15 protein-coding genes and 1 pseudogene are annotated in these 14422 nt (G+C 70.1%); 10 read left to right on the forward strand and 6 right to left on the reverse strand.

All coding sequences use genetic code 11. The features are described 5' to 3' along the window. Position 1 precedes the first annotated feature (1 nt). A complete protein-coding gene (locus tag A5704_RS01070) occupies positions 2 to 271 on the reverse strand; it encodes a hypothetical protein (protein ID WP_067752845.1) in 270 nt (89 codons plus the stop codon). Between the two features lie 46 nt (positions 272 to 317). Further along, positions 318 to 1094 carry a hypothetical protein gene (locus tag A5704_RS01075; RefSeq protein ID WP_067784049.1) on the reverse strand — a complete coding sequence of 259 codons (777 nt, stop codon included), beginning with the start codon at positions 1092 to 1094 and terminating at the stop codon, positions 318 to 320. 296 nt (positions 1095 to 1390) lie between these two features. On the opposite strand from A5704_RS01075, the gene A5704_RS01080 reads away from it, so the two are divergent. The 7 genes from A5704_RS01080 (at position 1391) to A5704_RS01110 (ending at position 9502) form a co-directional block, all read left to right on the forward strand. Beyond that, positions 1391 to 2647 (forward strand): MFS transporter, encoded by a 1257-nt coding sequence (locus tag A5704_RS01080; RefSeq protein ID WP_067886995.1) that lies wholly within the window; start codon positions 1391 to 1393, stop codon positions 2645 to 2647. Positions 2648 to 2838: 191 nt separating this feature from the next. Continuing rightward, a complete protein-coding gene (locus A5704_RS01085; RefSeq protein ID WP_067784051.1) occupies positions 2839 to 3573 on the forward strand; it encodes a GntR family transcriptional regulator in 735 nt (244 codons plus the stop codon). Further along, positions 3570 to 3800, forward strand: coding sequence for a ferredoxin family protein (locus A5704_RS01090; RefSeq protein ID WP_067752861.1), 231 nt, complete (start codon positions 3570 to 3572; stop codon positions 3798 to 3800). Before A5704_RS01085 ends, A5704_RS01090 begins: the two co-directional genes overlap by 4 nt. 14 nt (positions 3801 to 3814) lie before the next feature. Then, positions 3815 to 5203, forward strand: coding sequence for an ABC transporter substrate-binding protein (locus A5704_RS01095; protein ID WP_067886982.1), 1389 nt, complete (start codon positions 3815 to 3817; stop codon positions 5201 to 5203). Next, positions 5200 to 6057 carry an ABC transporter permease gene (locus tag A5704_RS01100; RefSeq protein ID WP_067886984.1) on the forward strand — a complete coding sequence of 286 codons (858 nt, stop codon included), beginning with the start codon at positions 5200 to 5202 and terminating at the stop codon, positions 6055 to 6057. The genes A5704_RS01095 and A5704_RS01100 overlap by 4 nt, the downstream gene beginning before the upstream one ends. Further along, positions 6054 to 6806 carry an ABC transporter ATP-binding protein gene (locus A5704_RS01105; RefSeq protein ID WP_067752871.1) on the forward strand — a complete coding sequence of 251 codons (753 nt, stop codon included), beginning with the start codon at positions 6054 to 6056 and terminating at the stop codon, positions 6804 to 6806. Before A5704_RS01100 ends, A5704_RS01105 begins: the two co-directional genes overlap by 4 nt. Then, the gene (locus tag A5704_RS01110; protein ID WP_067886987.1) at positions 6803 to 9502 is read left to right on the forward strand and encodes a fumarate reductase/succinate dehydrogenase flavoprotein subunit; all 2700 of its coding nucleotides are present in this window, start codon (positions 6803 to 6805) and stop codon (positions 9500 to 9502) included. Before A5704_RS01105 ends, A5704_RS01110 begins: the two co-directional genes overlap by 4 nt. Positions 9503 to 9566: 64 nt before the next feature. Here A5704_RS01110 and A5704_RS01115 read toward each other — a convergent pair whose 3' ends face one another. From A5704_RS01115 to A5704_RS01130, 4 genes are all read right to left on the reverse strand, one after another. Next, positions 9567 to 10106 (reverse strand): GNAT family N-acetyltransferase, encoded by a 540-nt coding sequence (locus tag A5704_RS01115; RefSeq protein ID WP_067752877.1) that lies wholly within the window; start codon positions 10104 to 10106, stop codon positions 9567 to 9569. 1 nt (position 10107) lies between these two features. Continuing rightward, positions 10108 to 11313 (reverse strand): serine hydrolase, encoded by a 1206-nt coding sequence (locus A5704_RS01120; protein WP_067783382.1) that lies wholly within the window; start codon positions 11311 to 11313, stop codon positions 10108 to 10110. A gap of 4 nt (positions 11314 to 11317) precedes the next feature. Then, positions 11318 to 11683, reverse strand: a complete 366-nt coding sequence (locus tag A5704_RS01125; protein ID WP_067752883.1) for an STAS domain-containing protein — start codon at positions 11681 to 11683, stop codon at positions 11318 to 11320. A 79-nt stretch (positions 11684 to 11762) separates the two neighbouring features. Beyond that, the gene (locus A5704_RS01130; RefSeq protein ID WP_082954737.1) at positions 11763 to 12395 is read right to left on the reverse strand and encodes a class I SAM-dependent methyltransferase; all 633 of its coding nucleotides are present in this window, start codon (positions 12393 to 12395) and stop codon (positions 11763 to 11765) included. 203 nt (positions 12396 to 12598) lie between these two features. Between A5704_RS01130 and A5704_RS01135 the strand changes: the two genes are divergently transcribed. The 3 genes and pseudogenes from A5704_RS01135 to A5704_RS01145 all read left to right on the forward strand — a co-directional run. Beyond that, positions 12599 to 13030 (forward strand): cellulose-binding domain-containing protein, encoded by a 432-nt coding sequence (locus A5704_RS01135; protein ID WP_067783392.1) that lies wholly within the window; start codon positions 12599 to 12601, stop codon positions 13028 to 13030. Between the two features lie 293 nt (positions 13031 to 13323). Continuing rightward, complete coding sequence (gene pyrR, locus A5704_RS01140) at positions 13324 to 13896, forward strand: bifunctional pyr operon transcriptional regulator/uracil phosphoribosyltransferase PyrR (RefSeq protein ID WP_067752892.1); 573 nt, start codon at positions 13324 to 13326, stop codon at positions 13894 to 13896. After that, positions 13893 to 14422 (forward strand): annotated as a pseudogene (locus tag A5704_RS01145) (aspartate carbamoyltransferase); the annotation flags it as partial. The gene pyrR and the pseudogene A5704_RS01145, both read left to right, overlap by 4 nt.

Raw genomic sequence — 14422 nt, forward strand, 5'->3', positions numbered from 1 at the left:
GTTAGCCGGCCTGCCGACCCGGATCCGACGTGGGCTGCGCGGGCCAGCCGAGCTCCCCTCGCAGGAGCCCGCGCGCGATCGCGTCGTGCCGGGCCGGGCTGCCGGCCGGAGCGCTCGTGGGGCAGGTGCAATTGAGGGTGTTGAACGGGCTGGGATCGGCGTTGGCCGGCGCGGCCGCCAGTAGGGCGGAGCCGAGGACCGTGGCGGCGAAAATCAGCAGTTGGGTGAGCGCGCCGTTCTGACGACGCGCGGGGCGTGCGGTATCAGACATGACAACTTAAGCGTAGGTCGCGGAGCTGGGAAGCCGCTGAGAGCGGTCAGGCGTCTTCCCGGGCCGCACTGGGGTGGCGTCCCGGCCGCTGCGGCAGCACGACGAGCAGGGCCACGATGACCGCGGCGAGCACCGCCGAGGCCAGCGGGCGGCTCAGGGCCAGGCCGCCGTCGGCCACCGGCTTGTCGATGAAGTCGCCGACCGTCGCGCCCAGCGGCCGGGTCAGGATGAACGCGACCCAGAACAACGCGACGCGCGAGATGCCGGTCCAGTAGTAGAGGGCGATCACCACGGCCAGGCCGGCCGCGAACACCAATGCGCCACGCTCGTAACCGAATCCGCGGGTGTCGGCCAGCCAATCGCCGAGCGCGGTGCCCAGGGTCTGCGAGAAGGTGATAGTCGCCCAATAGAAGGCCTCGACCTTCGGCGTCGACACGGTGGTGACCGATACGGTCCCCTCCGTCCAGCGCCAGAGGCCCAGGGTGGCCATCAGGCAACCCAACAGCAGCAGCGACCCTCCGGTGTACCCGATGCCCAGCGACCGGTCGGCGAAGTCGGCCAACGTCGTGCCGAACGTCGTCGACGCCACGATCGTCGCCCAGTACAGCGACGCATGGAAGCGCTTGGCCAGGATCTGTGCGGCAACCAGCACCACCAGCGCGACACCGAAGAGCGCGACCCCGGCGGCATAGCCCCAGTTCAGCGTCATCGTGACGGTATCGCCGCCGGTCTCACCCAAGGTGGTGGCCAAGATCTTGATGATCCAGAACCCCAGGGTTACCGCCGGAACCTTGGTCAACGCCTGCCGCGAAACGTCACTCATCCACAGTCCAGTTCGTGTCGGTGGTCATGCGCTTCGAGGGTAGCCGCGCTGAGAAAACGCCGTATTGACGCATAAGAAAAGGCTATGTTCACGCTGTGAATCGCCCTGGTGACGAGGTGGTTGCACCGCGTGGCCAAATGATCACGCACACAACGCAATTCGCAAATTCTGTCCCCTTGGACCGGACGTGAATGCTGAGCTCTTGTTATCAAATACCTTAGGGTTCAATAAGTTACGGTGTCGCCGCGGCGCCGAGGTGCCCGGCGAACGATGAAGCCCGTGCCACCATGGATTGCATGCTTACCGAGGCCGGCGGCGCACACCAACTCGGCGCGGGCGCGCGCTGGTCGGTCATGGCCGTCTCCCTGGGGGTTACGGCGACCTCGTTCCTGTTCATCAACGGCGTTGCGTTCCTGATCCCTTCGCTGCAGGGGCGCAGGGGCATTTCGTTGACCGAAGCGGGCCTGTTGTCATCGATGCCGAGTTGGGGCATGGTCGTCACGCTCGTGCTCTGGGGCTGGGTGCTGGACCGCGTCGGTGAGCGGGTCGTGCTGACCGCCGGTTCTGCGCTCACGGCGGTGGCGGCGTACGCGGCGGCGTCGGCCCACTCGATGGTGGCCGTCGGGGTCTTCCTGTTTCTCGGGGGGATGGCCGCCGCCAGCTGCAACACCGCCGGCGGCCGGCTGGTGTCCGCCTGGTTCCCGGCGCATCAACGGGGCCTGGCGATGGGCATCCGCCAGACCGCGCAACCGTTGGGGATCGCCCTGGGTGCGCTCGTGATACCGGAGCTGGCCGAGCGCGGTCCCCGTTCCGGGCTGATGTTCCTCGCGCTGATGTGCACGGTGGCCGCGATGGCCAGCGCGCTCGGGATCGTCGATCCGCCGCGAAAATCCCGCAAGATAGCCACCGAGGCCGAGCTGGCCAGCCCGTATCGCGGATCGTCCGTGCTCTGGCGAATTCACGCGGTGGGCGCCCTGCTGATGGTGCCGCAGACGGTGACCGTGACCTTCATGCTCGTGTGGCTGATACACCACCACGGGTGGTCGGTCGCCGCCGCCGGCGGCCTGGTCACCGTGTGTCAATTGCTGGGCGCGGCGGGCCGAATCGCCGTCGGGCGCTGGTCGGACCGCGTCGGCTCGCGGATGCGGCCGGTCCGCACCATCGCGGTCGGCGCCGCGCTGACCCTGTTGCTGCTCGCCCTCACCGACGGCACCGGTTCGGGTTACGACGTGTTGCTCATGGTCGTCATCTCGGTGCTCGCGGTGCTCGACAACGGGCTCGAGGCCACCGCCATCACCGAGTTCGCCGGACCGTTCTGGAGCGGGCGCGCGTTGGGTCTGCAGAACACCACCCAACGGCTGACGGCCGCCGCCGGGCCCCCGCTTTTCGGTGCGCTGATCATGGCCGCCGGATACCCGCCGGCCTGGGCGCTGTGCGCGTTGTTTCCGTTGGCGGCCGTGCCATTGGTGCCCGCGCGGTCGCGCCCTGCCGGATCGCAAGGTGTACCGCCTGGGCCCGGCCGCGATCCCGAGATGGTCAGCGCTTCGCGATAGCCCGTGCCCCAAACGGTTCCGCTCACCGCGATCGGAACCACGACGGCGGCGCCGGGGTGGCGCAATGGTGCGCCGGCTCCCGGTTTTGGCTGGTCGCCGATGAAAGCGCCCCGGCGCAATGCCCCGAGGCGCCGGCGGGGGCCCTCGTCGCTTGGCCGAAATGCGCCCCTGAGCCGCGTTAGCGTGGCCGCGTGGCGCAACCGATCAGCAGCGAGCCCAGGGCCGACCGCGCCCGCCGGGTCGCCGACGTGTTGCGCCAACAGATCCACGCCGACGCCTATCCCGCCGGGTTGCCGGCCGAACACGACCTGGCGGCCGAATTCCTGGTGTCGCGCAACACCGTTCGTGAGGCGCTTGCGCTGCTGAAGCACGAGGGGTTGATCGAGCGCGGGCCCAAGGTCGGCACGCACGTCGCCCAGCGCAAGTACTCGCACGGGCTGGACGCGTTGCTGGGGCTGAAGGAGACTTTCAAGAACCTGGGTGAGGTGCGCAACGAGGTGCGCGCCGCAATGCCCGTCGCCGCGCCGCCGTCGGTGGCCCGCCGGTTGGGGCTGGCGCCCGGCGAACAGGCGGTCTTCATCGAACGCCTGCGCTACCTCGGCGACCTGCCGCTCAGCCTCGATCTGACCTACCTGGCCCCGGGTATCGGGGAGCAGGTGCTGCGCCATCCGCTGGAGACCAACGATGTGTTCGCGCTCATCGAAGAGGTCAGCGGGCAGCGGCTGGGCTCGGCGTCGCTCGCGCTGGAGGCCATCCCCGCCGACGCGCATTCGGCGGCCACCCTGCAGGTGCCCGACGGGGCCGCACTGCTCATGCTGGAGCGGCTCACCAGTCTCGCCGACGGCACACCCGTTGACTTGGAGTACATCCGGATGCGTGGCGATCGAATCACCATGCGCGGCAGCCTGACAAGGAGCGATACATGACGCTGGTCAACAACACCCGGGCCGACGTGCCGGTGACGATCGACGAGTCGTTGTGCATCGACGGCTGCACCCTGTGCGTCGAGGTCTGTCCGCTGGACGCGCTGGCGATCAACCCCGACACCGGCAAGGCATTCATGCACGTCGACGAGTGCTGGTACTGCGGCCCCTGCGCGGCTCGGTGTCCGACCGGCGCCGTCACCGTGAACATGCCCTATCTCCTCCGCTGAAACCCGATGCCATCATGAAAAAGCATGCCCTCCGGCTGCTTTCGGTGGCGAGCGCGCTGGCCGTGTTCGCCAACGGGTGCTCGCTGGAATCGTTCTCGCAATCCTCCGGCGTGGTCAACGTCGTGGTGGGATACCAGTCGAAGACCATCAACACGGTGACCGCCGGCACGCTGCTGCGTGCGCAGGGCTACCTCGAGCGGCGGCTCGCCGACATCACCACCCGCACCGGCACCAGATACGCCGTGCGCTGGCAGGATTACGACACCGGCGCCCCGATCACCGCCCAGATGCTTGCCGAGAAGATCGACATCGGATCGATGGGCGACTACCCGATGCTGATCAACGGGTCCAAGACCCAGGCCAACCCGCTGGCCCGCACGGAAATGGTGTCGGTCACCGGCTACAACCCCAAGGGCGCGCTGAACATGGTTGTGGTGGCGCCCGATTCGCCGGCGACCGCGCTCGCCGACCTGGCCGGCGCCAAGGTGTCGGCCAGTGTGGGCTCCGCGGGCCACGGCACGTTAGTGCGTGCGCTGGGCAGGGCCGGCATCACCGGCGTCGAGGTACTCAACCAGCAGCCCCAGGTTGGCGCGTCCGCGCTGGAATCGGGTCAGGTGAACGGGCTTTCGCAGTTCGTCGCGTGGCCCGGGCTGCTGGTGTACCAGGGCAAGGCCAAGCTGCTGTACGACGGGGCCGAGCTGAACCTGCCGACGCTGCACGGCGTGGTGGTGCGACGCGCATATGCGTCCTCGCACCCGGAGGTGCTGGCGGCGTTCCTGCAGGCGCAACTGGACGCCACCGACTTCCTCAACGATAAGCCGCTCGAGGCGGCGCGCATCGTCGCCCAGGCCAGCGGTCTGCCGCAGGAGGTGGTGTACCTCTACAACGGCCCCGGCGGGACGTCGTTCGACACCACGCTCAAGCCGTCGCTGATCGGCGCGCTGAAAAGCGATGTGCCCTACCTGAAATCGATCGGTGACTTCGCCGACCTCGACGTGGGGAAGTTCGCGGTGGACGATCCGCTGCGCGCGGTGTTCGCCGCCCGCGGGCTGGACTACGCCGCCACCCGGGCGCGGGCCACCAACCCGTCCCTGCTCTCCGGCGACCCCGCGCTGACCAGCGAGCTGTGGTTGGACGGCGCCGACACGACGCAGACGGTCGCGAACCCCACCGGCTTGCTGCGGGCGGTCGCCGAGGCCACCGCCCGCGGCGGGAAAATCCGCGCGGCCTACGTTCCCGACGCCGAGCTCGGCACCCGGTGGTTCGCCGACAAGGCGGTGTGGGTGAAAGACGGCCGAAACTATCTGCCGTTCGGCACGCAGGCCGGGGCGCACCGGTACCTGGGGGCCCACCCGGGCGGCGTCGTGATGAATTACCAGCAGGCACTGGGAGGTTCGGTATGACCGTCGAAGCAGTGGCCGACCGGGCGCCCGGCGTGATCCCGACGCCCGCGCTCGCGCATACGCGGCGGCGCACCTCCGCCTGGGGGTCGCGGCTGCTGCGGCTGGCGTCGGTGCTGGCCGCAATCGGGTTGTGGCAGTTGCTCACCGCGGGCAAGGTGCGGCTGCTGCTGCGGTTCGACACGTTGCCCACCGTCACGCAGATCGTGCACGCGCTGCAGCGGCGGCTCGGTGCCGGCGAGTACTGGCTCGACCTGGCGCAGTCGTTGATCCGCATCCTCACCGGCTTCGGGTTGGCGGCCGTGATCGGCGTGGCGACCGGTGTCCTGCTGGGCCGTTCGCGCCTGTTCGCCGACCTGTTCGGTCCCCTGGCCGAGTTGGCGCGCCCCGTCCCCGCGATCGCGATCGTGCCCGTGGCGATCCTGCTGTTCCCGACCGACGAGGCGGGCATCGTGTTCATCACGTTCCTCGCCGCCTACTTCCCGATCATGGTCAGCACCCGGCACGCCGTGCGGGCGCTGCCGACCCTGTGGGAGGACTCGGTGCGCACGCTGGGCGGTGGCCGGTGGGCGGTGCTGACCCAGGTGGTGCTGCCGGGCATCTTGCCGGGCGTGTTCGGCGGCCTGTCGGTCGGCATGGGCGTGGCCTGGATCTGCGTCATCTCCGCCGAGATGATCTCGGGCCGCCTCGGCGTCGGCTACCGCACCTGGCAGGACTACACCGTGCTGGCCTACCCGCAGGTGTTCGTCGGCATCATCACCATCGGCGTCCTCGGGTTCGCCACGTCGGCGGCCGTCGAGTTGGTCGGCCGGCGGGTGACGCGCTGGTTGCCCCGAGCACAGGAAGGCTTGCGATGACCACTGCGGCACAAACCGGAACCAGTCTTGAGCTCGAAGCGGTTCGGTTGTCCTACACCGGGACTCCGGTCATCGACGGGCTGAGCCTGACGGTGCGCCCCGGGGAGATCCTGGTGCTGACCGGGCCGTCGGGCTGCGGCAAGTCGACGCTGCTGCGCGCCCTGGCGGGGCTGCTGCGGCCCGACGCGGGCCGGGTGCTGGCCGACGGCGCGGAGGTCACCACCACCTCGGGTGACCGCGGCATGGTGTTCCAGGACAACGCGCTGCTGCCGTGGCGAACCGTGCGGTCCAACATCGAGCTGGCGCTGCGGCTGCGCGGCGAGCCCCGGGCCACCCGTCGCGCGCAGGCCGAGCGCTGGATCGACGAACTCGGGCTCGCCGGTTTCGGCCACTTCCTGCCCAAAAGCCTCTCCGGCGGGATGCGCCAACGGGTCCAGCTCGCCCGCGGCCTGGCGGGTGCGCCCCGCGCGGTGATGATGGATGAGCCGTTCGGCGCGCTGGATACTCAAACCCGGGCGGCCATGCAGCGGCTGTTGATCGACACCTGGCGCACCCATCCCACGACGATCGTCTTCGTCACCCACGACGTCGACGAGGCGCTCGCGCTGGGGGACCGGATCGTCGTGCTGGGCCGGGCCGGGGAGCCGCCCCGCGCATCCATCGACGTGCCTGATCCGCGCGGAGAGCTGCCGAGGGACGGGTTGCGCGCCGAAATCATTGCCGCCCTGGGCAACTTGGTGGCGGCATGATGGAGATCCCGGACCCGGCGACCCCCCTCCGCCTCGACTGCGACGTGCTGGTCATCGGCGGTGGGACCGCCGGCACCATGGCGGCGCTGTCGGCCGCCGAGCACGGCGCCCAGGTGCTGCTGTTGGAGAAGGCCCACGTCCGGCACTCCGGCGCGCTGGCGATGGGCATGGATGGCGTGAACAACGCCGTCATCCCGGGCAAGGCCGAACCCGAGGATTACGTCGCCGAGATCACCCGCGCCAACGACGGAATCGTCAACCAGCGCACCATCTATCAGACCGCCAGCCGAGGATTCGCGATGGTGCAGCGGCTGGAACGCTACGGGGTGAAGTTCGAGAAGGACGAACACGGCGAGTACGCGGTGCGCCGGGTGCACCGCTCCGGCTCCTACGTGCTGCCCATGCCGGAGGGCAAGGACGTCAAGAAGGCGCTGTACCGGGTGCTGCGGCAACGGTCGATGCGCGAGAAGATCCGCATCGAGAACCGGCTGATGCCGGTGCGGGTGCTGACGTCCGATGGCCGCGCCGTCGGCGCGGCGGCGCTGCACACCCGCACCGGTGAATTCGTCGCGGTCGGGGCGAAGGCGGTGATCCTGGCCACCGGAGCGTGCGGGCGGCTGGGGCTGCCCGCGTCGGGCTATCTGTACGGCACGTACGAGAACCCGACGAATGCCGGCGACGGGTACGCGATGGCCTTCCACGCGGGTGCGGAGCTGTCGGGAATCGAGTGTTTCCAAGTCAACCCGTTGATCAAGGATTACAACGGGCCGGCCTGTGCGTACGTCGCGAACCCGTTCGGCGGCTACCAGGTCAACGCACACGGTGAGCGGTTCGTGGACTCCGACTACTGGTCGGGTCAGATGATGTCGGAGGTGAAGAGCGAGATCGATTCCGCCCGCGGGCCCATCTACCTCAAGGTCTCCCACCTGCCCGACGAGACGCTGACCGCGCTGGAGAACATCCTGCACACCACCGAACGGCCGACGCGGGGCACCTTCCACGCCAACCGCGGCCACGACTACCGCACCCACGACATCGAGATGCACATCTCCGAAATCGGTTTGTGCAGTGGGCATTCGGCTTCCGGGGTCTGGGTCGACGAACACGCCCGCACCACGGTGCCCGGGCTGTACGCCGCCGGCGACCTGGCCTGCGTCCCGCACAACTACATGATCGGGGCGTTCGTCTTCGGCGATCTCGCCGGCACCGACGCGGCCGCGGCCTGCGCGGAAAGCACTGCGCCGCAGGAGCTTCCGGGCGAGCAACTGCGCGACGCGCACGAGCTGATCTACCGCCCGCTGCGGCATCCGGACGGCCCGCCGCAGCCGCAGGTCGAATACAAGTTGCGCCGGTTCGTCAACGACTACGTGGCACCGCCCAAGACGGCGGCCAAGCTGTCGATCGCCGTGCGCACCTTCGACCGCATGCGGGCCGAGATCGCCGAGATGGGGGCTCGCAATCCGCACGAGCTGATGCGAGCCGTCGAGGTGTCGTTCATCCGGGACTGCGCCGAGATGGCCGCCCGATCGTCGCTCACCCGCACCGAATCGCGCTGGGGCCTCTACCACGACCGCGCCGACCTGCCCGGCCGCGACGACAGCGAGTGGGGCTACCACCTCAACCTGCGCAAGGGCGCCGACGGCGAGATGGTGTTCCTGAAGCGGCCGGTCGCCCCGTACTTCGTGCCGGTGCCGGAACTGGACGGCCTGCCGCCCGCAGACCAGACCGTGCGGGCGGTCGAGGAGCCGCCGCTCGTCGGCGGCCAGGCCCCGGCCACCACTGCGTCCCGGATCGCTTCGGCCGCAACGTCATTCGAGCCGCCCTCGCCGCGCATCGCCGAAGTCCTGGCCCTCGAGGAGCCGACGATCGCCGGGCTGCGGCCGTACCTGAGCGACCCCGACCCCGGCGTGCGCCGGACGGCGGTGGCCACCCTCACCGAACACATCCCCGAGGGCTATGCGCCCGCGTTGGTCGCCGCGCTGGACGACGCCGACGCCGCCGTGCGCCGCACCGGCGCCGAGGGGATCCGCGAGCTCGTCGAGGTGCTACCCGAGCCCGACGCCGTCCAGCCGCGGCTCAGCTCGGGCGACGTGGTGGTGCGGGCGGCCTCGCTCTACGTGCTGGCCGCGCGCCGGGTCGGCGACCCCGAGGACTACCGCCGCGCGCTCACCGATCCCGACCACCGGGTGCGCATCGAGGCCGTGCGGGCGCTGGTGTCCGTCGACGACGTGGCCGGGGTGGTCGCCGCCACCGGTGACGAGAGCCGCGAGGTGCGGATCGTCGCGGCCGCCGGGCTGGCCACGCTGCGCGGCGGCGGCGAGGCGGTCAGCGCGCTGAGCACGGACCCGGACCCGTTGGTGCGCGCGGCCGCGCTGGCCGCGCTCGGTGAGCTTGGTTGCCGCCCAGCGGATCTCGCCGCCGTGAAAGCGGCGTTGCGGGCCCCGGCGTGGCAGGTGCGGGAGGGGGCGGCGCGCGCGCTGGCGGGCGCGCCGGCCGACGTCGCGGTGCCGGCGCTGGCCGAGGCGCTCGCCGACGCCCATCTCGACGTGCGCAAGGCGGCCGTGCTGAGCCTGACCCGCTGGGCCGGCGAACCCGCCGCGCGCGATGCGCTGAGCATCGCCCTCAAGGACGGCGACGCCGACGTGCGGGCCTACGCGCGCCGCGCGCTCGACCACGCGCGATCGACTGTGCGCTGAGGGCTTTCAGTGTGCGCTCAGGGCGGCGACACGGCGGTAAGCCCCGCCTTGGCCGCACACCCGTTCAGCGCAGGATCCTCGCGTAGAGCAGGCTGTCCTGCGGTTCGAGCCCCAGGTTGGGGTAGACCGCGTGGCGGGCCAGGCGCCCCTCCAGCACGAACCCGGCGCGCTCCAGCAACCGGGCCGAGCGCTCGTTGTCGACGTTGCACGTGGCCCACACCCGATACACGGCCCGGTCGCTGTCGAGCGCGGTCAGCAGCATGTCGAGCACCTCGCCCATCAGGCCCTTGCCCCACCATCGGCGGCCGAGGCAGTAACCGATCTCCACCGAGTGCGGCACCGGGCGCCGGCAACTGGTCAGCCCGACCACCTCACCGCTGTGCCGCAATTCGATCGCCCACGTCCGCTCGTCGGGGGTGGCGTTGAGCTTTTCGGTGATCACCCGCCGCGTCGCCGCCACGTCGGGATGCGGCGCCCACATCAGGTACCTGGTGACCTCGGGATCGCGGGCGACCCGCTGGAACAGCGCGCCGGCGTCCTCGAGCACGGGCCTGCGCAGCACGAGGCGGGGTCCGGTGATGCGGTCGGGCGGGTAATCGACCACGTCAGAGGCCGAGCGCTTGATAGGTCCGCCGGACGAATTTCGGTTGCGCCGATTGCAGTTTCGCCAGCGACGTGTTGCCGGCGATCGCCGCCGCCACGTCCGCGGACATGTCGGGCAGGTTCTGCACCAGGTACAGCAGAACCAGGTCGGCGGTCGGGTCGGCCTGCCACCACGTCCCGTAGGCGCCCGGCCAGCTGAACGTCCCGAGCCCGCCCGGCCCGAACAGCGGCGCGCTGCGGGCGGGGTCGGTAACCACCGACAGGTTCAGTCCGAAGCCGCGGCCGACCCAATAGGGCGCCCCGAGGAAGTCGTGGCGCTTCTGTTCGTCGGTGAGCCGGTCGGTCCGCATCAGGCGGGCCGACTCGGGGGAGAGCACCCGTACGCCGTCGATCGTCCCGTCGCCCAGCAGCATCCGCACGAATCGCAGGTAGTCGTCGGCGGTCGACCACAGCCCGCCGCCGGCGTTGCAGAAGGACGGCGGCTTGATGTGTGGCGGCCCCATCGCGTCATGGTGCAGCCGGCCCTGCCCGTCGAGCCGGTACATGGTCGCCGCGCGGCGGCGCGCGTCGGGGGACACGAAGAATCCGGTGTCGGGCATGCCGACCGGACCCAGGACCCGTTCGTCGAGCACCTCGTTGAACGGTTTGTCCTCGATGCGCGACGCGATCACGCCGAGCAGGTCGATGGAGTGGCTGTAGGTGAGCCGGTCACCGGGCTGATGCACCAGCGGCAGCTTGGCCAGCTCGGCGAGCCAGGCGTCCGGGCCCTGGTTGAACGGCAGCCGCACGTAGGCCTTCGCGATCGGCCCGGACACCGAGAAGCCGTAGGCCAGGCCGCTGGTGTGGGTGAGCAGGTCCTCGATCAGGATGGCGCGCCCGAGCGGGTGCGTGCGGTCGAGCGGGCCGTGCGGGTCGTCGAGCACCCGCACGCCGGCCAGCTCCGGCGCCCAGCGCACGACCGGGTCCTTCAGCGTCAGCTTGCCCTCGTCGACCAGGCTCATCACCGCTGCGACGGTGACCGGCTTGGTCATCGACGCGATCCGGAACAGCGTGTCGCGCTGCATCGGCAGGCCGGCGTCCACGTCGCGGTAACCGATTTCGTTGACCTGCAGGATTTCTCCGCGCTGCCAGATCAGCGTCAGCGCGCCGGCGAGCAGCCCCGCGTCGACCACTTCGCGAATGGAGGCCGCATTGACGTCGAGATTCACCCGGTCAGGTTAGCTCCGGGCCGCGGGGAGCCCCGGCCAAGGCCTCGTCCACGGTGGGGTAGAGGTCGATGAACTCGTCGAGCCCGACGATGCGCAGCGGCCGGCTGGTGGCCGAACCGTCGGCCGCGACGCGCAGCGAGGTCGGGCTGTTCTCGGTCAGCCGATGTACCTCGACCAGCACGGTGATGCCCGCGGAGGACAGGAAGTCGACCTCGGTGAGGTCGATGACCAGCACCGCGGGCGTGCCGGCCAGGGCGACGTCGATGTGGGTGGCCAGCGACGGTGCGGTGATGATGTCCACCACGCCGCTGACCTGCAACACCACCGCATCCCCGGCTTCGCGGCGGGTTACCCAGAACTCCTCGCTCACGCTCCGAACGTACTTTCTTCTCGGCGGCGGCCGACCACCCGGGCCGAAAACCCGCGGTCGCGACGAGCGGCCGGTTCGGTCAGCGCCGTCGCGCCCGGACGTACCAGAACGCCATCTCGACTTCGGCGCCGTCCACTTCCCGGCGCATCGTCGCGGGCTGAAGCGACTCGATGTCCCACCCCGCGCCGCCGAGCACGTCCCGCAGCGTCTGCTCCGAGACCGCCGGCCGGGGCCAGCGCTCGTCGGGGGCGTTCGCGTCCGAGAAGCAGCTCATCAACAACGTGGCGCCCGGTCTGGTCGCCCGGTGTACCGCGGCGGCGTAGCTGCGTTTGCCGTCGTCGTCGAGGCAGTGGAACATGCCGCTGTCGATCACGGTGTCGAAGGCGTCGGAATAGCCCTCCAGGTTGGTGGAGTCGGCCACCGCGAACGTGACGTCGGCTCCGGCGTCATTTGCACGGCGCTGGGCGGTCAGCAGCGCGGCGGGCGAGATGTCCAGCCCGGTGACTCCGAAGCCGTTGCGAGCCAGATAGATGGCGTTGTCGCCGAGCCCGCAGCCGATGTCGAGGACCTCGCCGTGGATCCAGCCGCCGTCGTGCCAGGCGACGACGCTGTCTTTGGGCGCCTTGGTATCCCAGGGGGGTGTGGCCATCGGTGGGATGCCTTCGCCGGGGCTTTCGCCGCGGTAGAGCGCGTCGAAGTCCATTCGCTGCATTCGGGAGAATCCAGAGCCCGTCATTTTCGCCAGGGTAGCGCGACACGGCGTCGCCGCGAGGCGGGCACGAACCGCCCCGGCCGCGTGGCAACGCGGCGTCGTATCGAGGCCAAAATTTCATGACGGTTTCGGTTGGGCAAAGGTACTGCAGCGTGCCGCGATGCGCCGGTCGATAACGCCCGCTTGCCTTTAATGTGGGCCGCATGGCCGAACTGAACAAATGCGTGAAGCGCTGGCGCACAGCCCTTCACGTATCCGTGTCGGCATTGCTGGTCGCCACCTTCGGACTCGCCGTCATCCCGGCGGCTCATGCGGCCGCGCCCGCCTCGGCGACGCTGTCGGTGGAACATGCGTGGCAGACCGGTTTCATCGCCAACTTCACCGTCACCAACTTGAGCCTGGTGCCGCTCACCGATTGGCGGATTGACTTCGACATGCCGGCCGGACAATCCGTCCTGCACACCTGGAACAGCAACATCACCCAATCGGGCACCCACTTCACCCTTACCCCCGCGAACTGGAATCGCAGCATCGCACCCGGCGGTTCGGCGACGGGCGGCATGAGGGGCGCGCTGACCGGTTCCTTCACACCCCCGTCGAATTGCGTGCTCAACGGGCAAGTTCCCTGCACCTAGGGGCGGTCTCGCGGCCCTCGCCGCGGTAGAGCCGGAGTCCGTTCGCCCCTCCCGGGCGACGGCTGAGCCCGTCATACCCACGCCGTGAAGCGCAACGAGTTGTCGCTACGAGGCGGGCACAGCGGGCGCCGACTCCCGGCGAGACGCCTGGGACGGGTGGGGCACGGCGGGCGATCCGGGATTGCGCACTCGTGCCCCGCGCCGGCGCTCCGCCAGAGAGGTGTTACGCTGCCGGGCAGTCGACATCCTTTAACGATCCGTCCCGCGAGGCGGAGAAGGAGGTCAAGTCTCGCATGGGTGCTGTGGACGAGAGCGGCTCAAGCCGCGGGTCCCGGGAACTGATGTCGGCGGCCGACGTGGGCCGCACCATTTCCCGTATCGCACATCAGATCATCGAAAAGACCGCGCTGGACGGACCCGACGCGCCGCGGGTGGTGCTGTTGGGCATCCCGACCCGCGGCGTGATCCTGGCCGAGCGGCTGGCCACCCACATCGCCGAATTCAGCGGCGTGGAGGTGGGCCACGGGGGCCTCGACATCACGTTGTATCGCGACGATTTGATGCAGAAGCCGCCGCGGCCGCTGGAGGCCACCTCGATCCCGGCGGGCGGCATCGACGACGCGCTGGTGATTCTCATCGACGACGTGCTGTACTCCGGGCGCTCGGTGCGTTCCGCGCTGGACGCACTGCGCGACGTCGGCCGCCCCCGGGTGGTGCAGCTCGCGGTGCTGGTCGACCGGGGCCACCGCGAGCTCCCGCTGCGCGCCGACTACGTCGGCAAGAACGTTCCGACGTCGCGCAGCGAGAGCGTGCACGTGCTGCTCAGCGAGCAGGACGGGCGCGACGGGGTGGTGATCTCCCGATGACCCGGCACCTGCTGGCCGCCGGCGACCTGAGCCGCGACGAGGCCACCGCCATCCTCGACGACGCCGACCGCTTCTCCCAGGCGCTGGTCGGCCGCGAAATCAAGAAGCTGCCCACGCTGCGCGGGCGCACCGTCATCACGATGTTCTACGAGAACTCCACCCGCACCCGGGTTTCGTTCGAGGTGGCCGGCAAGTGGATGAGCGCCGACGTGATCAACGTCAGCGCGGCGGGATCGTCGGTGGGCAAGGGTGAGTCGCTGCGCGACACGGCGTTGACGCTGCGCGCGGCCGGCGCCGACGCGCTGATCATCCGGCACCCGGCCTCCGGTGCCGCGCACCTGCTGGCCGAATGGACCGGCAGCGCGAACGACGGCCCGTCGGTGATCAATGCGGGCGACGGCACGCACGAGCACCCCACCCAGGCGCTGCTGGACGCGCTGACCATCCGCCAGCGCCTCGGCGGCATCGAGGGCCGGCGCATCGTGATCGTCGGCGACATCCTGCACAGCCGGGTCGCCCGTTCCAA

The organism is Mycobacterium sp. E735, assembly GCF_001666955.1.
Classification (GTDB): Bacteria; Actinomycetota; Actinomycetes; order Mycobacteriales; family Mycobacteriaceae; genus Mycobacterium.

What these genes read in the sequence shown, in the direction of transcription:
- A5704_RS01080 (WP_067886995.1), top strand. Translation starts at nt 1,391, where the DNA reads ATGCTTACCGAGGCCGGCGGCGCACACCAACTCGGCGCGGGCGCGCGC.
- A5704_RS01095 (WP_067886982.1), top strand. Translation starts at nt 3,815, where the DNA reads ATGAAAAAGCATGCCCTCCGGCTGCTTTCGGTGGCGAGCGCGCTGGCC.
- A5704_RS01135 (WP_067783392.1), top strand. Translation starts at nt 12,599, where the DNA reads ATGGCCGAACTGAACAAATGCGTGAAGCGCTGGCGCACAGCCCTTCAC.
- A5704_RS01075 (WP_067784049.1), bottom strand. Translation starts at nt 1,094, where the DNA reads ATGAGTGACGTTTCGCGGCAGGCGTTGACCAAGGTTCCGGCGGTAACC.
- A5704_RS01130 (WP_082954737.1), bottom strand. Translation starts at nt 12,395, where the DNA reads ATGCAGCGAATGGACTTCGACGCGCTCTACCGCGGCGAAAGCCCCGGC.
- A5704_RS01070 (WP_067752845.1), bottom strand. Translation starts at nt 271, where the DNA reads ATGTCTGATACCGCACGCCCCGCGCGTCGTCAGAACGGCGCGCTCACC.
- pyrR (WP_067752892.1), top strand. Translation starts at nt 13,324, where the DNA reads ATGGGTGCTGTGGACGAGAGCGGCTCAAGCCGCGGGTCCCGGGAACTG.
- A5704_RS01110 (WP_067886987.1), top strand. Translation starts at nt 6,803, where the DNA reads ATGATGGAGATCCCGGACCCGGCGACCCCCCTCCGCCTCGACTGCGAC.
- A5704_RS01100 (WP_067886984.1), top strand. Translation starts at nt 5,200, where the DNA reads ATGACCGTCGAAGCAGTGGCCGACCGGGCGCCCGGCGTGATCCCGACG.
- A5704_RS01090 (WP_067752861.1), top strand. Translation starts at nt 3,570, where the DNA reads ATGACGCTGGTCAACAACACCCGGGCCGACGTGCCGGTGACGATCGAC.
- A5704_RS01105 (WP_067752871.1), top strand. Translation starts at nt 6,054, where the DNA reads ATGACCACTGCGGCACAAACCGGAACCAGTCTTGAGCTCGAAGCGGTT.